Below are 18,938 nucleotides of genomic sequence, written 5' to 3'. Positions count from 1 at the left end.
CGCCCCGCCGACGGTCGCGAGGAGATTCGTGCCCGGGCGGTGAGGATGTACCACACTGCGCCGACGGCGCGCACGAGGCCCACGCCTCCGGGATGCGGCGCTCGATACATGTCGGTGGGCGGTGTATCGGGTGCGGGCGCTGCTACACCGCTCCTGCCCGAGGGGGCGGTCCATCCAGGCCGTCCACCGCGGCGATCGCGCCCGAACCGGAAATATTGAATATGAGCTCAGATTCAATTATGGTCCAGTCGAGCGACTGAGCGGAAGGGGTTCTCATGACCAGCCCGGCACCCGCATCGGCCGAGAAGGATCGGCGCGCAACCGCGGTGCTGTTCGATTTCGGCGGCGTGCTGACCTCCAGCGTCTTCGCGGCGTTCGAGGCGCTCGGCGCGTCCCTCGGCTGCGATCCGAGGTTGCCGCTGCGCCTGCTCGGCCAGGACTCGGACGCGCGGGCGCTGTTGATCGCTCATGAGGAGGGTCGGATCGGCGAGCGGCAGTTCGAACAGGGATTCGCAGCAAGGCTGCGCCATCACGGCGTCGACGTGGACGGATCCGGCTTGGTTCGACGCCTCCAGTCCACGATGCGCGTCGACGACGACATGATCCGACTGGTTGCCGACGTCAGGGCGGCCGGGTTTCGGGTAGGGCTGTTGTCCAACTCGCTCGGCGACGACTGCTATGCCGGGTTCGACCTGGACGAGATGTTCGACGCTGTCACGATCTCCGGCGAGATCCGAACCCGCAAGCCTTCCGCCCGAGCATACGAAATCGCCTGCGCCCGTCTGGGTTCCGATCCGGGCGCTACCGTGATGGTGGACGACCTGAGGCAGAACATTGTCGCGGCCGAGGGTGTGGGGCTCACCGGCGTCCTGCATCGGGAGGCGTCCGACACGGCCAGACAACTATGGGGCGCACTCGCTCGGCACCCAACCTTCTGAACCCAACCTTCTGATTCTCTCCCACAGCGAGTGGCAAAGCATTTCGAAACAAAGGAACGGATGGACACGTCATTGAGTCCGATCATCCAGGAGCCCAGCGACACCGTCCTGGCCGAAAAGCGTGGCCCAGTGCAGATCCTGACACTCAACCGGCCAGACCGGCTCAACGCCTGGAACGATACTCTCGAAGCGCGCTACTTCGAACTGCTGGACGAGGCGGAGAACACCCCCGAGGTCCGGGCCATCGTCGTCACCGGAGCGGGGCGAGGTTTCTGCGCCGGAGCCGACATGGACGATCTGCAGCAGATCAGCAACCGCACGGATCTCACCGTTCCCCCACGGCCCCGGCCCCGCGAGTTTCCCTTGTCGGTCCGAAAGCCATTGATCGCCGCCGTCAACGGTGCCGCGGCTGGCCTGGGTCTGGTCGAGGCGCTCTACTGCGATCTACGGTTCACTACTCCGGAAGCGAAATTCACCACAGCCTTCGTGCGCCGGGGATTGATCGCAGAATACGGAATAGCGTGGCTGCTCCCCCGCCTCATAGGTCGTAGCCGCGCCCTGGACCTGCTGCTGTCGGGCCGGGTGATTCGCGGCGAGGAAGCCTACGCGATAGGACTCGTCGATCGGACCTGCTCGCCGGAGAACCTGTTGGGCGAGGCCGTCGCCTATGCGACCGAACTGGCGAATCTCAGCTCCCCCAACTCGATGAGCCTGGTCAAGAGTCAGGTCAATCGCGCCATGCACGCGGATTTCGCTACGGCAGTCGCGGAAGCTGAGGACCTCATGCCCGCATCCTTCACCCATCCCGATGCGACCGAGGGCGTGACGAGCTACCTCGAGCGCCGTCCGCCCGAGTTCGCTCCGCTGCACCCCGTCGCCGCCGACTGAACTACGGGTCCCGCGCCGGATGGCGCGGGCCTCTCCTTCGGTCATTCAGAGTGGGAGCACTGGCTTTCCGGTGTTTCCGCCGGCCAACGGCCTGAACTCCCTGATGCGCTCGATTGGCACCTCGACCTCGTCGGCGGTGATGAGCGTCGTGCTGACGCACACGACCATGTCCCTCGGCCACCACGTGCTGCCCTCGCGCGAAGGTTTCCACACGACGTTCCTCATCGATGGCCCTGGTCGCGATCGGCTTGACCGGGGTGATCCCGATGCGGAAGACGCCCGACGCGGCGACGACCGTCGGGCACTCCTGACGCGCACCGTAGATCGGCATCGGATGGCTCGATCTTGGAGACCTTGGACTCTTGCCAGCCTGTGTGCGCTGGGGGCATGAGGCCGGTGTCTCGTCTTTCATCGAGATGGCCGTTGTTCGGGTGGACAATGGGAAGATGCACCCGCACGGGACGCTGCCCGGCTCGGGAAAGGGTCTGAGCAGGGCCGAACTGCTGGCCGCGATATCGCTTGCGATCGACCTCGGTCTGGGTCAGCCGATGGAACACATGCTTCGGTCGTCCTTGATCGCGACACGGATTGCCGAGCGGATGGGGCTCGACCCGCAACAGCGAGCGACCGTGTACTACGCCAATCTGGTCGGGTGGATCGGTTGTCACGCCGACTCCCACGAACTCTCCGCGCTCTTCGGCGACGACATCGCCTTCCGGGCCGACACCTACGCGGTGGACATGACCGGCCTGCCGTTTCTGCGGCTGATGATGAGTCATGTTGGACGCGGATTGCCAGGCTGGGAGCGCGGCATCCGTGCCACCACCTTTCTGGTCACGGCTCGCGGCCAGGTCGCCACACTGATCCAGTCGCATTGCAGTTCCGCCGGGGTTCTCTCCGATCGGATGGGCTTGGACGGGCAGGTAGGAAAGGCGCTGGCCTATGCCTTCGAACGCTGGGACGGCCGGGGGTTGCCCAACGGTTCTCGCGGAGAGGATATCCCGGTCGAGATCCACATCGCTCACGTCGCAGACGTCGTCGAGGTGCACCTGCGGACGGGTGGGCTCGACCACGCGAAGGATGTTCTCCGTTCTCGGCGCGGCAGTCAGTTCAGCCCAGCCGTGGCGGCGGTGTTCGATCGTGACGCGGCGGCGATCGTGGATGGGTTGCTCGAAATCGACGTCTGGACCCAAGCGTTGGCCCAAGCACCGGATCGTGACCGAACCCTGACGGCCGAGGAAAGCGACGAGTTACTCGAGGCCATGGCTGATTTCGTCGATCTCAAATCTCCGTTCACTCTAGGGCATTCGCGTGGCGTCGCGAATCTGGTGGCCAGGGCAGCCCGACACCTGGGCATGTCGCCGTCGGACATCACGCTTCTCTACCGTGCCGGCCTCGTGCACGGCCTCGGCAAAATGGGAGTGTCCAACCAGATCTGGGAGAAGAAGGGGCCGCTCACTACGGCTGAATGGGAACGGGTACGGATGTATCCGGATCTGACCGGCCGGATACTGAGCCGAGTCAACGGCTTGGAGTCGGTGGTGCCCGTTGCGATGAAGCACCGGGAACGGATCGACGGGTCCGGCTTCCCCCGGGGGATCGTTGGCGCGGAGTTGACCGCGCAGGACCGGCTGCTTGCCACGGCGGAGGCTTATCAGGGACTGCTCGAGGCGCGGCCCCACCGGCCGCCGCTCGATCCTCGCGGCGCTGCCACTCAGTTACAAAAGGAGGCGCGCGCCGGACGCTTCGACGCCGAATCGGCTGCGGCCGTGCTTGCGGTGGCCGGGCCGCGGATATCGCGGCGGACGCCCTGGCCGGCCGGGCTGACCGACCGCGAGGTCCAGATCCTGCGACTCGTCGCGCAGGGCCGGTCGAACCGAGAAATCGCCGCCGAACTGTTCATCGCCGAGAAAACCGCACGGAACCACGTCGAACGTGTCTATGCCAAGCTCGGCGTCAACAACCGCACGCAGGCCAGTCTCGCCGCGATCGATCGGGGTCTGGCGGGCTTCCCGGTCAATGCGGCCGTGGGAAATTGAATCATCCGCTGCGCCGGCGATAACTGGTTGGGCCGAGCCGGCAGCGCGCGTCCAGTTCGTGGCGAGGCATCGACCGGTGCTGTTTCGGCCCTGCACTCGTATTGACGGGCCGGTCTGGACGTCAGGCTGTGCACTCGGAAGTACGGAACATCGTCGGTGCCGCACGCTTGGGCCCGCCGATGTCTGTTCAGACATCTGGCGGGACCGACTTGCGCTGCACCTTCATCGCCGGGATGCGCCGGGCCGGGATCGCCGATCCAAGACCCACACAGTGGCCAGCATGAGGCCAACGGCAAACGCGGCGAGCGCGATGAGACTGGCGCCGGTGCCTCCGTGGAAGGTGTCGCCGTAGGCGGACATGGCCGGCAGCGTGGCGGTGTACCGGTCGAGATCCAGGTCGCGCCCCAGCGCTTCGAATGCGTGGCGGTTGGATAGGCCGAGACTCATCAGGCGTCCCGGGAAGGCCATCTCGTCAACGGGGACTATGGCGCCACCGAACAGAACCTGAGGGAAGCAGAGCATCGGCAGGGCGAGGGCGGCCTGCGCGGCGTTGGAGACCGCGGCCGAGGCGAGCAATCCGAGGGCCAATGCCGAGGTCGCCTCGATCACAATCGTCACAAAGAGGAAGGCGGACACGTCCCATCCAACGGCGGGGAGCCGACCGAGCGCCCGCAGCACACCGAGGAGCACCGCGCTCACTCCGGCCAGCACCGGAAGCAGGGCTGTCACCTTGGATGTCACGTAGGCGCCCACGCTGAGTCCGGCGAGGCGCTCCCGCCGGAAGACGGCCATCTCCCCGACGATCTGGAGCAAGCCGTACGTCAGGCCGAAGAAGAAGCCTGCGAATGCGATCCAGAACACGATCTGGGCCGGGCCGAGGTCGGCTTCGCTACGCGGATCGAACGCGCCGCGCTTGAACAGCGTCGCCATCATCGCAGTGACCAGCACCGGTGACCCGAGCAGGACCGCCAGGGTCAGCCGGTTGCGAAGGAGAACATCAACATTGCGTCGGGTAAGTAGCCACCATTGCCGGACCGTGCCCGTGCGCTTCACGTCCGAACGGGTGGCAGGGATGGGCAGTAGAGCCAAGCCTGGCCGGGCTTTCGACTTCCCACCGCTGTCCGCGAATCGCTCGGCCCAGATCTGAGGGGTGTGCTCACGAGCCAGCCGGTCGTACACCTCGGCGAGATCCTCCACGCCGAAGTACCGCCGAGCCTCGGTCGGGCTGCCGGTGAAGGCCAGGTGGCCGTCGCGCGCCAGGAATACCACCCGGTCACACCGGTCGATGCCGGCCGGCTCATGCGTCGTGAGGACGACCGTGACCCCGCGCTGGCTGAGTCGGCGCAGCAGGCGCATCACGTCGGCTGCGGTCGACGGATCGAGCCCGGAGGTTGGTTCGTCGAGGAAGAAAAGGTGTGGCCGGGTCAGTAGCTCCACGGCGATACTGGCCCGCTTGCGCTGGCCGCCGGAGAGCGCACGGACCGGCACCTCGGCCCGATCAGCCAGGTCGAGATCATGCATGGTCTCTTCGACTACCCGGTCCGCCTCGGCCGCCGATGTGCCTGCGGGCAGCCGCAGCCGCGCCGCGTAGCGCAGTGTGCGGCGCAGGGGCATCTCTAGGTGGATGATGTCCTCCTGGGGTACGTAGCCGATACGGGAATCGGCGCTGACTCGGGCCCCGCGAACGACGCCGTCATGCCGAACCTCCCCGGCAGACGGTGGTCGCAGTCCCGCGAGGATCTCCAGCAATGTGCTCTTTCCTGCTCCACTGCCGCCGGCAATGGCGACCAACTCGCCCGGTGCGATCGACAACGACAGCTCCTGGAGAATCTGCCGCGCCCCGACATGCCGGCTTACGTTGACTGCATCGACCCGCCCGCCGCCCGGCACTCCAAGTGCGTGATCTGAAGTGCGCTTACCGAACCGCTCGACGGTCGGTGGTTCGAATGTCAATTCGGTCATGACCGGTGATCTCCATGATTCCTGAACTCGTTTGGTCATGCCTTGATCATCGGTCCGCCGCCTTCGTGGTCGCATGAGGCGTTTGCCTCAAATCGCGCCCACCAGGAATCGATCGCCTCACCGGCAGCGGGGCCACGCGGTGGCCCGGCGACAGGGATGCATGCGGGCCGTCCGGCCAGCCGTTGATCATGGCCTCACCGGACACCTGGAACGCGGCATGAGCGGACGTTCCGGCGAACGCGAGGGTGATCTAATCGGAGCCATGGAGAAGTCCCCCGACATGGGATTCCACACCGAGAGCGCGGAACAACCGAAGAGGTTCGGCTGGTGGAGAAGATTCACCGGTATGGACCGACCGAAGCAGTAGTGAGTCCGTCAGACCATCGTCGGCAAGGTAGGGCGTGTTGAGATGTCATGTGCCCGAAGCCATGCAGGTGCACGCGACCGGGAGTCCGCTGCCCGGCAGTCTGGTTCATCGCTGGGTGCGGCGGTATTGGCGGCGCATCCCGCGGTCAGGGCAGCGAGCGTGATCACTACTGGCGCAGCCACCTCAGCCGGCCCGGGTGTGGCGCGACGGTAGCGCGTTCGCGATCGAACGCTGGGCACCGTTCAGCCCCGTCGCGTGAAGGGGAGACAGCGCGCATGCCGACGGCGAACAAATACGCACTGAGACCGATTCGCATCGATAATGAGCCGTGGAAAAACGATGCTGGAAAGGCCGGAAGGTGAACCGGATGGACGATGTGCTGCTGACCCCGCCAGACCTCGACGAGGTACAGCTACTCGCGCGCGGTGTGGTCACGGCCGCGCAGGGGGAGAACGGTCTGACACCGTTGCAGCAGTTGCTGATTCCTGCGCTGTTCCTGTCCATGACCGGCCACCCGGTCGAGTTGGCGACACTGGAGTCCATCACCGCGCCGGAATTCGCGGTCCACTTGGCTCGGCGCAACCGGATCTTCCGTGAACGGATCGTGCAGACCATGCTGCTGGCTGCGCTGGTGGTGCGGCCGCTGCCACCGGTGGTCTCGAACAGGTTGCGAGAGTTCGCCGACGCATTGGACGTCGACGACGACATGATCGCGGTAGCGCACAAGTTTGCCGAAGGCGCCATCGATCTCGCCGCGGTCGACTTCGCACGCAACGGATACCTCGGCGGCCTCGACCCGCGCAGGCTCACCGCGCTGCACACCCAGAGCCTTGACAGCTCGTGGGGCCAGGTCAGCGACGACACGGTGCTGGCCGCACGCTGGGCGTCGCTGCGCGACCTGCCGGTGGGGACGCTCGGCCGCGGCGTCGCGGACTTCTACCGCGATCGCGGCTTCGTCACCCCAGGTCTGCCTGGTTCGGCGCCGCCACTGCTGGCTCAGCACGATTGGGTGCACGTGCTCGCCGGATACGGCACCACCTTGGAAAACGAGATCGAAGTCTTCGCTTTCATGGCGCGCGCCAACGACGACCCGCGCGCTTTCAGCCTGCTCGCCATGGTGGTCTCCCTCTTCGAAACCGGCTACCTCCACGCCGGCGCCGGCCTGTTCGAGGCAAACGAGGGCCACCTGCGGACCGCGGGCATGGCCACCCGCCTCGCCGACGCCATGCGCCGTGGCGCCCTCACCCAGGGCAGCCACGATTTCCTCGACCTGGACTGGTTTACCCTCGCGGACCGCCCGATCACCGTGGTGCGCAACGAGTTCGAGTTGACGCCCAAGTCGTCTGCCGCGGTCGCCGCCGGATCGGTCGGCCCATGGGAAGGCGGCGGCATCACTCCGTTCCAGCTACATTCAGCCGAGCAAGCAGCGGAAGCCGACGGGCGCCTATATATCCCATGGCAGCCCGACCCGTCGCGCGATTGATCGGTGGCCGATCGCCGCGCTCCCGGCGCGGTTTCGCAGGGTGGTTCCGATCGCGCCCGAGTCTTGGGCCAGCACGTACCGGAGATCAGTACATAGAACGGCAGGGCGCAATGCTCAAATGCTTGGCAGGTAGAAATGATTGCGTGCGGCACATGGGCGCGAACTCTCCCACCTCAACGCCCGATTGGAAGGATGCGGTCCGTATCCGGAACGGTTTGCACCTATCCATATACACCGACCGCGCCAATCAACGGCATTGCAGTCCAGGATATTTCGCAATCCGTAGCGGAGTATGTCTACGCCAAACTGTCTCAACAACAACGCGGAACTGGTCTTGCAGCCCGCGTGTCCGACCGCCGATGATGGCGCCATCTCGAGACTCGCTACTGTCGGCACTGTGTTCGACACCGCCAGCTGAGGACCTGACTATCTGTTGCGTTGGAGCGGTCCGACCCTGATGCACGGCCAGGGCGCAATTCTTACCCAGCCGGCGAGGGAGTCCCGGAACCAGACCAGGACTCCCTCTACACCGAGCCGCTCACCAGGAAGGGGAGCCGGACACCGACGCTGCTAGATCGTCGCAACCGGCTCAGACAACCCGCCTCCAGCGCTGGTCCAGGCAACGTCGTTGTTTCTTGCGCGATTACTTCTTCTCCGGAGCCCCGATTTCTCGCAGATGCTCCTCCCCCGACCGGTTGGCCGCTATTTCACCCGCCCGTGATCACGGCTGGCCGGTGGCGAACGCCTGTACGGCGTCGAGGAACTCCGGGCCGCCCGTGACGTATCCGCCGACGGTTCCACCGATCAGCACACCTAAGGGGATGCTGATCCCCCATATCAAAATTACACACGCCCCGAGGATGCCGCCCACGATGGCACCGCCGACGACGCCAGGCAGGTTCTTGTTGATCTGCTCCTTGAGCCGGTCGTAGGAGCTGGTGTCTTTCAGTTGCGCAATATCTTCTGCCGTCGCGGTCGGTGTCAGCGTCAGGGTGCGGCCGTCCGCACCGATGTGCTGCGCACTCGCGATTGAACGCCCGTCGACGGCGTGCCATTGCGGCACTTCGGTCACCGCCACTCCGTCGCCGGACTCGAGCACCACCGCACCGTTCTGTGCGATCTCGAACTTGCCATTCTCGACGGTGGTGATAATGCTCCTGTCGACTGGCGAAACGGTGATCTGGTAGTTGATTCCGTGATCCACACCAGAAGTCGTGCCCCCCGCAGTCGGCTGCTCCGTTACGGCTGGCTCGGCGTGGGCGGTTGCCGCAGTGATAACCAGGGCCGAGATGGCTATGAAGACGGCAGCAGTGATTTTCTCGAACTTCATTCTTCGAATCCCTCCACTCAGCTGCCCCTGATGGGCGGACCGAGTCAGACCTTAGCCGTCGAATTCGATTGTGTGTGGTATGCCATACGCAGTTCGAAGTCACTGCACTCGAGCGGAGACGGACCTTGCTCGCCGGATCGCCCGGTTCGATAGCCTCGACCAGCGCGCAGGCTTTGCGTGCGGACAGGAATCTCTTCGCTACTGCATCCGCCCGATATGCGGCATTTGCGGATGTTATCGGCTAGAGGTGTATCGCCGTACGGACGAGGTCGGCGACGGCTTTGGATCTGCTGTGTGGTGGCCAGGCGATGACGGTCGTGACGGCCGGTGCGTCCGGCACGGGCACGATGGCGTGATCGTCGCGTAGCTGGGCTCGGAGCGACTCGGGCATGAGCGCGCAGGCTCGTCCGAGCGTGATCAGCTGGGTCAATTGGGTATGGTCGCGAACCTGTGGGCCGGGGCCGTCGGGATAGCTCCCATCCTGTCGAGGCCAGCGTGGCAGGGGCAGGTCCGTCAGGGCTTCGACCTCGGCCATCGACATGTGGGGTCGGTTGGCGCGGGGATGCCCCGCGGGCAGGACCATGACCTGCTGTTCGGTGTGCAGGTCCTCGGTGTCGAATCCGGCCGTCGTGTCGTAGGGCCGGTGGAGCAGAGCGACGTCGGCACGCCCGTTGCGTAGCAGGCCTTCTGGTTCGCCGGGCCCGCAGAGCATCACCTCGACTGCGACAGCGCAGGGGTCGGCGGCGTAGGCGTCCAGCAGCTTCGACAACAGTTCTCTGGACGCTCCTGCTTTGGTGGCCAGCACCACACCGGGCCGGTCGGCGCCGGCGCGGCGGGTGCGGCGCTCGGCGGCGTCGACCGCTTCGAGGGCGAGCCGGGCCTGCTGCAGCAGCACCGACCCGGCCTCGGTCAACGTGATTGCGCGAGCGGCGCGGTGCAGCAGGACGACTCCGAGCCGCCGTTCGAGCTGCTGGATCGCCCGCGACAGCGGTGGTTGCGCGATCGCGAGCCGTTGTGCCGCCCGCCCGAAGTGCAACTCCTCGGCGACGGCGACGAAGTATCGCATCTCCCGCGTTTCCACCGGGTCATGGTATCCGTCGCCGACCACGTCCAATACCCGTGCGGTATCGCCGCCCACCCGATCGGTCTTGGACACTGCACCCGGAATCGCAGCAGGATCGGCGGTGTGAGTGAACAGACGATTGCGCTGGTGACCGGCGCGAACAAGGGAATCGGATACGAGATCGCGGCGGGCCTGGGCGTGCTCGGCTGGCGAATCGGTGTGGGCGCGCGTGATCGGCAACGCCGCGACACCGCGGTGGAGAAGCTGCGCGCGGCCGGGACCGATGCGTTCGGTGTGCCGCTCGACGTGACCGACGACGCAAGCGTGGCCGCGGCGGCCGAATTGATCGCCGACCATGCCGGAGGGCTCGATGTTCTGGTCAACAATGCCGCGATCACCGGCGGTATTCCGCAGACACCGACCACGGTCGATCCCGCGACCGTGCGAATCGTCGTGGAAACCAACGTGATCGGGGTCATCCGGGTGACCAACGCGATGCTGCCGATGCTGTGCGCCTCGGCCTCACCGCGAATCGTCAACATGTCCAGCAGCGTCGGCTCGCTCACCCTGCAAACCACACCTGGCATCGACATGGGCCCGGTTCCCGCCGCCTACTCGGCCTCGAAGACCTTCCTCAACGCCCTCACTATCCAGTACGTCAAGGAACTGGGTGATACCAACATTTTGATCAATTCCGGCTGTCCCGGTTTCACTGCCACCGACCTCAACGGCTTTTGCGGCGTCCGTACACCGCAACAGGGTGCGGCGATCGCGATTCGCCTCGCGACCCTGCCCGATGACGGCCCGACCGGCGGATTCTTCGACGACGCGGGAACGGTGCCCTGGTGACGGGCACACCGGTGGCCACCATTCCCGTTCTCGAAGTCAGCCGCGCATCGCGCGTCGGAGGAGAAGCACGACAATGACATAGGCAGTCGGATACGACGAGTTCGGCGGAATCGAGGTCTTGCGGGTCGACGAGATCGACCGCGGAACCAACGCCAGGCCGGGCGCCGAGGTACTCGCCGAACTGGCCGCCCTGATAGCCGGGGGACACCTCGAAGTCCCGATCGCCAACGTCTACCCGTTGACACACGTCCGCCAGGCCTACACCGAACTCGAACGCCGACACACCCACGGCAAAATCGTGCTCGAGCCCTAACCCGCACCAGTACAACGCAGCCCGCTCCCAGCGGCACTGCTCTACCGGAGGATAAATCCCGACAACATGGCCCGGTCGGCCACCACCGACCCAGACCGCCGCGCTGGCGACCAACGCGCTGGGCACGGCCATCGCCAACTGTCTTCACGGCCAGGTCGGCCCCACCGGCTACCGGCCCGTGCGCGACACCCTGTTCTGAGTACAGCGCACGGACGTCGCGCGGATCGTCAGTGACGTAGCCGGGCGGCTGCGGCCAGTATCGGGGTGCTCACGGCGGTGGCTGCGGCGCCGAGTGTGGTGTCGGTGGCCAGGATCCACCGGACGGTCTTCATGGCCAGGGTCAGGACTTCTCCGCCGCGCTGGCGCATGTCGGCCTCGAACTGTTCCACGGCGTCGGTGAGGGTTGCGGTGCCGGCGGCTGCGGCGCTGACGTGCTCGAGCAGGCTGGCGGCGTCGCGGATGGCCGCGCCCGCTCCCATTCCGGCGGTGGGTGGTGTGGCGTGGACGGCGTCGCCGAGCGCGGTGATTCGACCCGCGGGCCAGGGCGCGAGATCGTCCGCACGAGTGGAGGCGGCGTTGAAGCGGAACCCGGCCACGCTATGCGGGTCGGCCTGGGCGATGACCTCGAGCGTGTGCTCGGCCCAGCCCCGCTTGCGAAACCGGCCCAGCAGCGCGGCCTGCAGCGCGCCGCCACGCAGGTCACGCAGGGAGTCGGTGCCGGCGGATTCGGGGAACATCGCGCCCCAAATGTAGGTGGGTCCGGTGGTGACCGACATCCGCAACTCCGGAGCGTCGAGCGCGGCGTTGCCCACCGGGTCGAGGAAGCCGATATAGAGCGCTGCCCCATGCGGGCCGATCGCCAGCCCCGATCGTGGCCTCAGCCGCTGCTGCTCTCCGGAACTGAGGTCTCGCAAGAGGGTGCGGCCGGAGAACCCGATGATGCCCGCCGGGCTGTTGGTCGGGCCTCCCGCCAGGTGGCGGACTACCACCGAGTGAGTGCCGTCTGCGCCCACCACCAGATCCGCCGAGACCGGCGCCCGACCGGTGAACAGCACCTGGGGCGCGCCGTGGTCATCATGGCCAACGCCGGACGCGCTGCATCCCAGGTGCAGGGCATCACCCACCGCTTCGGCCAACAACATCCGCAGGGTGATCCGATCGACGTCGACACTGCCGCTGCCACTGAGGTCCGGTCCGTGGCCGAGCAGCCGGCCGCGGCGGTCCCATAACGCGTCACGCTCGCGCAGCCGCAGCGCCGACCCCGATGCCAGCAACCGCTGCATGATCTTCGGTTCCACTAGATCTTTCAGCGCCGACTGCGCCCGCTCGTCCAGGGTGATGTGGTAACCGCCGGTCGCCGCCACGTCGGTGTCGCGGTCGAATACCGCCACCTCGAATCCCCGGCGACGCAGCCCTGCCCCCAGGGCGAGCCCGCCGATCCCGCCGCCGACCACAACCACCCGCATACCCGGACCGTCCTCTCTGCCACTGCTCGATGAACAGAACCCACCCTGCCACCGGTAGTGGACACCGAGTGGCCACTACCGGTCATGATGAGACGATGGCGAACACCTCACACCGGGCGTTGCGACTGCTGTCTCTGCTCGGATCAGGACGGCAGTGGCCGCTGCCCGAGCTGGCCACCCGGCTCGGAGTCAGCGAACGCACCGTCCGCCGCGACATAGAAACACTGCGCCAGCTCGACTACCCGATCACCACCATCCACGGCCCCGACGGCGGCTATCGGCTCGGCGCCGGGCACACCCTGCCGCCGCTGCTGTTCGACCACGACCAGGCCCTCGCGGTCGCAGTAGCCCTGCAGACCGCGCCCAGCACGATGTTCGGCCTAGGGGACGACGCGGCGCGGGCACTGGCCACTCTGCACCAGGTCATGCCCCCTGCGCTGCGGGCATCCATGGAATCCCTGCGCCTGACCCGACTGCAGAACTACTGGGAGTTCCCCGCCCCTCCCATCGACCCGGCCGCTCTCACCGCCGTCGGAACCGCGGTACGCCACCGCCACCTACTCATCACAGAAACACTGCGCCCCGACGGCACACGCCCCGACCCCCGGGATCCCGACTTCCTGCCCGCACACCGCATCGAGCCGCACCACCTGGTCGTCTGGGCCGCCCGGTGGTACCTGGTCGCCTACGACCTCACCGACCATGAATGGCGAGTGCACCGCGTCGATCGACTGCACTCCCGCCCCACTACGCAGCACTTCTCCGCCCGCGCGCTGCCCGACGACGACCTAGCCCACTTCGTGATGCGCACCCACGACCGCGGCGACACCCCGGCCGACTGGCAATGCACCGGCACCGCACGGCTCAACCTGCCCGCTCACATCGTGGCCCGCTGGGCGCCAGGCGGCTCCGTCGTGGAACACCTCGACACCGAACACTGCCGGCTCACTCTCGGCGCCTGGTCCTGGGCTGGCGTCGCCGGCATCCTCGCCACCTTCGACACCGAACTCACCGACCTTCACCCACCCGAGCTCGTCCACGCATGCCGCCGACTCACACGCCGATGGGCCGCTGTTGCCGACACCTGAGAGAAACATCCTCGGGGTCGCGCCCATCCGTGGCGACGTCAACTCCAACGAACACCAGGGACCGAACTCTGCGTACGCGGCCGGCCCGCTGGGCGGGCGCATCACCCTGGACGGCAATCGCGCCGCGACCGGCTTCGCACCGCTCGAGGTGGGCGCCGCCGCGCCGGTGGCGATGTAACGGCTACTTCGGCGGTTCCATGCCCACCATGCACGCGGCCGAACTGCACAAAACCTACGCACCGGACCGCAGCGGCCGATCGCGCACCGGATAGGCGGTGAATCCATCCGGAATCGGCAATGTGATCGTCGCTGGCTCGGCGGCGCCGGAGTTGTATGCCCCTCCTCGCGGCGCGCCTGCGCTAGCTGACCGATACGAGCGCGGGCGAATACCAGTCATCTAACGGATGCGACGGCTACAGCGATCTTCGTAGCGTCGGGACTATGGCAAAGCGATCCGAACCTCCTTCAGCGACCGTCCTCGTGACCGGTGCCTCCACCGGCATCGGGCGGGCCACCGCGCTGCTGTTGGCCCGCGAGGGCTTCACCGTCTATGCCGGCGTCCGTAAAGAGACTGACGGACAGGCGCTCGGCAAGACCGTCACCCCGATCCAGCTCGACGTCACCGATCCCGGCCGGATCGCCGAGGTCGCCGAAGGTCTGAGCCGTCTCGACGCGCTGATCAACAACGCCGGAATCGGCGTGACCGGACCGGTCGAGTTCGTTCCGCTGGACGAGTGGCGTCGGCAGTACGAGGTCAATGTGTTCGGCCAGCTCGCCGTGACCCAGGCCATGCTGCCGATGCTGCGGGCCTCCCACGGCCGAGTGGTCACCGTCGGCTCGGTGGGCAGTTGGATCACCCTGCCCTTCGGCGGTCCGCTCTGCTCCTCCAAACACGCTATCCGCTCGATCAACGACGCCATGCGGATGGAGCTGAAACCTTTGGCGTGCACACGGTCCTCATCGAACCCGGGTCCACCCACACCGATGCCGTCGACAAACTCGAGGACGAGGTCGAACCCCGCGTGGATTCTCTCGGACCCGAAGGCAGGCGGCTGTACGGCGCCGCGTACCGGACCATGGTCGCCAGCAGTCTCGAAGAGGAACGCACCGGCTCGAACCCCGACGTGATCGCCCGCGCTGTGCTGCACGCGTTGACCGCACGCAAACCGCGCGCCCGCTATCCGGTCGGCAAGAAGTCGCGGTTGATGAGCACGCTCGGGCGCGTCGTCCCCGAGTACACCCTCGATGCCCTGCGCCTGCGCGCGCTGGGTCTGTCCTGAACGGAGAAGTCATGACCCAGCTCGCCGGAGCCGACGCGCTCGCCGCCCTCGACCCCGTCTTCGCCCAGCTCGCCATCGGCGCGGGCGCGAACCTGTGGGGCCTGACGCATCTGACGATGCGCGAGAAAGCCTTCGTCTGTTTGACTTCCGACCTGTGCCACCCGCACCTGGACCTGCCCCTGACCATGCATGTGCAGATGGCCCTCGCCAACGGCGTCGAACCCGAGTCCATCAGGGAGCTCTACCGTCACCTGGCCCCCTATGTTGGCTACCCCGTCGTCGTCTCGGCCTTTCAGCGCTTGCGCGAACTCGGCCTGCCCGGGCCACAGGACGCCGATCCCGTCGCGCCGGTGCCGCTGACCGATGCGCTGGTTCGCACCGTCCGCGAACTGGAGGATGTGGACCCCGGACTGGCCGCCTTCACCGAGGACCAATTGGCCCAGCGCTGGGCCCGCCCCCATCTCAGCGTCCAGGAACGGGCAATCGCGTGCCTGACCGTGGATGTCTTCTACCAGACGCTGGGCGAATCGATGCGCCTGCACGCGGAGCTGGCCAGGACAGCCGGGGCCACCGAGGAGACCTTCCGTGATCTGCTTCGCGGCCTGGCCGAGTTCGGGCTCGCCCGGGTCTGGGCCGCCGCCCGTGAACTCCTTTCCTGAACCAATCGCCGGCTACCGGTAGCCGGTCTGCAGCCGTGGAGATGATCCGTATGCGAACCAAAGTGTCGTTCACCGTCGTCGGCGTCCGGTGCGGCGGCTACCTCTACCTGCCCGTCGAGTCCGGACCGGTGCCGTGCGTGGTGCTGTGCCACGGTTACAGCGGAACGATGGACCGGCTCTTCGACTACGCCGAGCGGTTCGCCGCCGCGGGCTTCGCGGCGCTGGTCTTCGATTACCGCGGCTTCGGCGAGAGTGACGGCGAACCCCGCCAGGTCCCCGATATCGGCGCCCAGCTTGCCGATATCGCGGCCGCCGTGGTCTTCGCCCGAGAACATCAACGGGTCGATCCCGGCAGGGTGCTGCTGTGGGGCAACTCGCTGGGCGGCGCACACGCCATCACCGTGGCCGCGAGTGATCCCCGCGTCGCAGGCGTCGTGGCGCAGATCCCGTTCAACGGATTCCCGAAGAAGGTCGAGGGCCGGTCGACCGCGGACACGCTGAAGCTGCTCTGCGCGATCATCTGGGACGCCCTCCGCGGCAAGCTGGGCCTTCGCCCCTACTACATCCCCATGGTGGGCCACCCCGGAGAGCTTGCCGTCACTGCGAGTCCCGAGGCCGAACAGCACATCCAGGCTCTGACCGGTGGTGGCCAAAGCACATCGTGGCGCAACATCGTGGCCCCCAGAGGCCTACTGCAGATGATGCGCTACCACCCCGCTGAGTCCGCCGCGCGCCTCTCCTGCCCGCTGCTGGTCTGCGTCGCCGCCGAGGACCGAGAAACACCCCTGGAAAACAGCCGCGAGCTGGCCGACCGAGCCCTCCACGGCGAACTCCGCGTGTACCCCGGCACCCATTTCACCTTCTACACCAACCCCGAGTTCCGCGACCGTGTGGTCGCCGACCAGGTCGACTTCTACCGCCGCACATCCACGACTGCGTGATGGGCTGTGCATGAGCGCTGCACATGCCGCATCTTTCGGCCACAGCCCTGGCAGCGCACGATGTTGCCGCGCTTCAGGACGCCGATTGGTCGCGAATGGTGGATTCTGGCGACTGGTTGTCGCTGTTGCTGGGGTTGTGGGTTCCCGCCTGGATTGTGCGGGTTTCCGCATGGTGATGCACTGGGGGTGTTCCGTAGCGTCGCCGCCGTGCGGTATCTGATCTTGCTCGGTGGCTGCGTTCTGTCGTTGTTCGCCATCCATGCCCGCTGGGACGTGGCGCTGGCGGCGTGGCTGTGCCATGTTCTGTTGCTCCGGTTCAGCCGACAGAGCCGGTGGTGGGTAGCCGGGCTGTGGATGTGGCTGGTCATGACGCTGGACCTGGCGGTGTGGATGTGGCACGCGGAGCTCGGCAATCCGGCCTTCATTCTGATCGGCGGCGCGCTCAGCCTGGTGTTCAGCGTGCCGTATCTGATCGATCGGCTGGTCGCGGCGAGGCTCGGGCACTGGGCGCTGGTGAGCACTCTCGCGTTCCCGCTGGCGAAGGTGGCCGTCGAGTTCGTGGTGTCGACTATGACCCCGGTCGGCGGCATCTACGGCGTGCTGGGCACCACGCAGCACGGCAACCTGCCCTTGGCCCAGCTCGCATCCGTGACCGGTGTCTACGGCGTGAGTTTCATGGTCGCCTGGTTCGCCTCGGTCACCGTGACCTGCTGGCAGGACCGGTCGCGCCCCCGGTGGTTGCGCACCACCGTCGTGACCTACCTGAGCGTGCTGGCCGTGGTCCTCACGGTCGGCGGGGCGCGGATTGTCTCGTCCACGTCAACCGATACGACCGTGCGGATGGCCGGTGTCGCGCCCTCCCCCAGCGCCTGGGCGCATACTGTCGGGGCCCTCGCCCCATACCAATCGGTGGAGGAGCTGAACAGGGCTGACCCCGCCGTGCTGCGCGAGGCGTTCGCTCACGTCGTGGACGACCTGCTGGCACGCAGCGCCCGCGAAGCCGGTGCCGGAGCGAAACTCGTGGCCTGGCCGGAGTCGGCGGTGGTGACCATGGCACGCGACGAGTCGGCTCTGCTGGCCGACTTCCGGCAGTTCGCCGAGCGGCACCACATCTACCTGTCCGCCGGCATGACCGTGTACACCACCACCGCACCGTATGTCCGTAACCAGACGGTGCTGGTCGCGCCGAGCGGCACACCCGTGTGGGACTACCAGAAGGCGCATCCCATCCCGGTTCTGGAGCCCTACGCCGCCGGCGACGGTGTGGTGCCCACCGCGGACACCCCGTTCGGACGGCTGGCCACAGCGATCTGCTACGACATGAACTTTCCCGCGCTGTTGCGGCATGCAGGTCAGCAGCGAGCCGACGTCATGCTGGCGCCGTCCAACGACTGGCGCGGCATCAAGGACATGCACGCGCAGAACGCGAGGTTCCGCGCGATCGAGAACGGCTACACCCTGCTCCGCCCCACCACCGAAGGCATATCCGAGGTCGTCGATCACCTCGGCCGCGTCGTAGCCGCCAGCGACTACTTCACAAGCGGCGACGATCCGACGATAGTGGCCCAGGTGCCGACACGCGGCACACCGACGGTTTATGGCGCGGTGGGCGACCTGTTCGCCTGGCTGTGCTTGACCGCACTGGCCGGCCTGGTCGTGGTCGCAATCCGCACCAGGCGCACCGAGCGCGTTTGCCCGGCCCTAGCCGATGCAGACGATGTGTGATCGCACTGGTCGTGGAGTGGCTCGCCCGTCGCCTACGGGGCCGGGTCACACTGAGTTCATGATCGCACCGCATGTTCTCGACGCGTCCCGGCGGGCCGGGCGCGCGATCGTGGGCGCGCTGCTCGGCACCGTCAGCGCCGTCACCGGCATCGCGGTGCTGGCTGGGCGGGGACCGCGGCTGCGGCGGCATGTGCGCCGCGACCGGCACCGGCTGGTGCACTGGTTCGACGCCGACGCGGTGCGTGATCTGCCCGATCGCGATCCCGCGGGTTATGCGCTGCTCCGTGCCGGATACGGAATCGCCTGCGGCGCTGCGCTTATCGCCGTGCTGACGGTCGTGCTCGGCTACCTCGGGTGGACGGCCGGTCTGACGGTGCTGGGCCGAATCCCGATCGGCGAGAGCGTGGTGTCGCTGGCCGTGGGCGCGGTCGGGATGTACTTGTGCGTGCGATTCGCGGTCACGTGGGGAACCTGGGACACCCGGGTGGCGGTGCGCCGCCTCGGTGACGACGCCACGCAGCGCCGGCTGCGCGAGCTCGAACGCACC

General features: G+C 67.0%; 15 protein-coding genes and 3 pseudogenes. 14 read left to right on the top strand and 4 right to left on the bottom strand.

Features of this window, described 5'->3' with window-relative positions; genetic code table 11:
- The first annotated feature begins 275 nt into the window (after positions 1-275).
- From NA4_RS03055 to NA4_RS03040, 3 genes are all read left to right on the top strand, one after another.
- The gene (locus tag NA4_RS03055; protein ID WP_067463487.1) at positions 276-938 is read left to right on the top strand and encodes an HAD family hydrolase; all 663 of its coding nucleotides are present in this window, start codon (positions 276-278) and stop codon (positions 936-938) included.
- Positions 939-998: 60 nt separating this feature from the next.
- Positions 999-1,826 carry an enoyl-CoA hydratase-related protein gene (locus NA4_RS03050; RefSeq protein WP_067463484.1) on the top strand — a complete coding sequence of 276 codons (828 nt, stop codon included), beginning with the start codon at positions 999-1,001 and terminating at the stop codon, positions 1,824-1,826.
- 446 nt (positions 1,827-2,272) lie between these two features.
- Positions 2,273-3,865 carry an HD domain-containing phosphohydrolase gene (locus NA4_RS03040; RefSeq protein WP_067463495.1) on the top strand — a complete coding sequence of 531 codons (1,593 nt, stop codon included), beginning with the start codon at positions 2,273-2,275 and terminating at the stop codon, positions 3,863-3,865.
- A 222-nt stretch (positions 3,866-4,087) separates the two neighbouring features.
- Here the strand turns inward: NA4_RS03040 and NA4_RS03035 are convergent, their stop codons facing one another.
- Complete coding sequence (locus NA4_RS03035) at positions 4,088-5,902, bottom strand: ABC transporter ATP-binding protein/permease (protein WP_067463478.1); 1,815 nt, start codon at positions 5,900-5,902, stop codon at positions 4,088-4,090.
- Positions 5,903-6,561: 659 nt separating this feature from the next.
- Here NA4_RS03035 and NA4_RS03030 point away from each other — a divergent pair.
- Positions 6,562-7,677: a hypothetical protein gene (locus NA4_RS03030; protein WP_157128766.1), complete on the top strand. Its 1,116-nt coding sequence runs from the start codon at positions 6,562-6,564 to the stop codon at positions 7,675-7,677.
- 721 nt (positions 7,678-8,398) lie between these two features.
- On the opposite strand, the gene NA4_RS03025 is transcribed toward NA4_RS03030, so the two are convergent.
- Positions 8,399-9,007, bottom strand: coding sequence for a DUF8020 domain-containing protein (locus tag NA4_RS03025; RefSeq protein WP_067463472.1), 609 nt, complete (start codon positions 9,005-9,007; stop codon positions 8,399-8,401).
- A gap of 241 nt (positions 9,008-9,248) precedes the next feature.
- Positions 9,249-10,163, bottom strand: a complete 915-nt coding sequence (locus tag NA4_RS03020) for a LysR family transcriptional regulator (protein WP_281179966.1) — start codon at positions 10,161-10,163, stop codon at positions 9,249-9,251.
- A 30-nt stretch (positions 10,164-10,193) separates the two neighbouring features.
- Between NA4_RS03020 and NA4_RS03015 the strand changes: the two genes are divergently transcribed.
- Together NA4_RS03015 and NA4_RS03010 are read left to right on the top strand one after the other, a co-directional pair.
- Positions 10,194-10,919 carry an SDR family NAD(P)-dependent oxidoreductase gene (locus NA4_RS03015; protein ID WP_067463469.1) on the top strand — a complete coding sequence of 242 codons (726 nt, stop codon included), beginning with the start codon at positions 10,194-10,196 and terminating at the stop codon, positions 10,917-10,919.
- Positions 10,920-11,085: 166 nt separating this feature from the next.
- Positions 11,086-11,232: pseudogene (locus NA4_RS03010) on the top strand (zinc-binding dehydrogenase); the annotation flags it as partial.
- A gap of 227 nt (positions 11,233-11,459) precedes the next feature.
- On the opposite strand, the gene NA4_RS03005 reads toward NA4_RS03010, so the two are convergent.
- Positions 11,460-12,698 (bottom strand): FAD-dependent oxidoreductase, encoded by a 1,239-nt coding sequence (locus tag NA4_RS03005; protein WP_067463464.1) that lies wholly within the window; start codon positions 12,696-12,698, stop codon positions 11,460-11,462.
- Between the two features lie 95 nt (positions 12,699-12,793).
- Between NA4_RS03005 and NA4_RS03000 the strand changes: the two genes are divergently transcribed.
- The 8 genes and pseudogenes from NA4_RS03000 to NA4_RS02970 form a co-directional block, all read left to right on the top strand.
- The gene (locus NA4_RS03000) at positions 12,794-13,786 is read left to right on the top strand and encodes a helix-turn-helix transcriptional regulator (protein WP_067463461.1); all 993 of its coding nucleotides are present in this window, start codon (positions 12,794-12,796) and stop codon (positions 13,784-13,786) included.
- Between the two features lie 49 nt (positions 13,787-13,835).
- Positions 13,836-14,031: pseudogene (locus tag NA4_RS02995) on the top strand (lipase family protein); the annotation flags it as partial.
- Between the two features lie 196 nt (positions 14,032-14,227).
- Positions 14,228-14,914, top strand: a complete 687-nt coding sequence (locus NA4_RS02990; RefSeq protein WP_245671066.1) for an SDR family NAD(P)-dependent oxidoreductase — start codon at positions 14,228-14,230, stop codon at positions 14,912-14,914.
- Positions 14,911-15,066, top strand: a complete 156-nt coding sequence (locus NA4_RS42415; protein ID WP_228826772.1) for a hypothetical protein — start codon at positions 14,911-14,913, stop codon at positions 15,064-15,066. Before NA4_RS02990 ends, NA4_RS42415 begins: the two co-directional genes overlap by 4 nt.
- 11 nt (positions 15,067-15,077) lie before the next feature.
- Entirely contained in the window at positions 15,078-15,725 is a 648-nt protein-coding gene (locus NA4_RS02985; protein WP_067463455.1) for a carboxymuconolactone decarboxylase family protein, read from the top strand.
- A 50-nt stretch (positions 15,726-15,775) separates the two neighbouring features.
- Positions 15,776-16,666, top strand: a complete 891-nt coding sequence (locus NA4_RS02980; protein WP_067463490.1) for an alpha/beta hydrolase — start codon at positions 15,776-15,778, stop codon at positions 16,664-16,666.
- A 207-nt stretch (positions 16,667-16,873) separates the two neighbouring features.
- Positions 16,874-18,391 (top strand): apolipoprotein N-acyltransferase, encoded by a 1,518-nt coding sequence (locus NA4_RS02975; protein WP_218022242.1) that lies wholly within the window; start codon positions 16,874-16,876, stop codon positions 18,389-18,391.
- Between the two features lie 58 nt (positions 18,392-18,449).
- Positions 18,450-18,938: pseudogene (locus NA4_RS02970) on the top strand (sensor histidine kinase); the annotation flags it as partial.

Source organism: Nocardia amamiensis NBRC 102102 (assembly GCF_001612745.1).
In the GTDB taxonomy this organism is placed as follows: Bacteria; Actinomycetota; Actinomycetes; order Mycobacteriales; family Mycobacteriaceae; genus Nocardia; species Nocardia amamiensis.
The sequence above is the reverse complement of the archived record's forward strand: the minus strand, read 5'-3'. Positions and strand labels throughout refer to the sequence as shown.

Bases quoted from the DNA above. Each gene is read 5' to 3' on its own strand.
- NA4_RS03055 (WP_067463487.1), top strand. From the start codon at position 276: ATGACCAGCCCGGCACCCGCATCGGCCGAGAAGGATCGGCGCGCAACC.
- NA4_RS03050 (WP_067463484.1), top strand. From the start codon at position 999: ATGGACACGTCATTGAGTCCGATCATCCAGGAGCCCAGCGACACCGTC.
- NA4_RS03040 (WP_067463495.1), top strand. From the start codon at position 2,273: ATGCACCCGCACGGGACGCTGCCCGGCTCGGGAAAGGGTCTGAGCAGG.
- NA4_RS03035 (WP_067463478.1), bottom strand. From the start codon at position 5,902: ATGCGACCACGAAGGCGGCGGACCGATGATCAAGGCATGACCAAACGA.
- NA4_RS03030 (WP_157128766.1), top strand. From the start codon at position 6,562: ATGGACGATGTGCTGCTGACCCCGCCAGACCTCGACGAGGTACAGCTA.
- NA4_RS03025 (WP_067463472.1), bottom strand. From the start codon at position 9,007: ATGAAGTTCGAGAAAATCACTGCTGCCGTCTTCATAGCCATCTCGGCC.
- NA4_RS03005 (WP_067463464.1), bottom strand. From the start codon at position 12,698: ATGCGGGTGGTTGTGGTCGGCGGCGGGATCGGCGGGCTCGCCCTGGGG.
- NA4_RS03000 (WP_067463461.1), top strand. From the start codon at position 12,794: ATGGCGAACACCTCACACCGGGCGTTGCGACTGCTGTCTCTGCTCGGA.
- NA4_RS02990 (WP_245671066.1), top strand. From the start codon at position 14,228: ATGGCAAAGCGATCCGAACCTCCTTCAGCGACCGTCCTCGTGACCGGT.
- NA4_RS02985 (WP_067463455.1), top strand. From the start codon at position 15,078: ATGACCCAGCTCGCCGGAGCCGACGCGCTCGCCGCCCTCGACCCCGTC.
- NA4_RS02980 (WP_067463490.1), top strand. From the start codon at position 15,776: ATGCGAACCAAAGTGTCGTTCACCGTCGTCGGCGTCCGGTGCGGCGGC.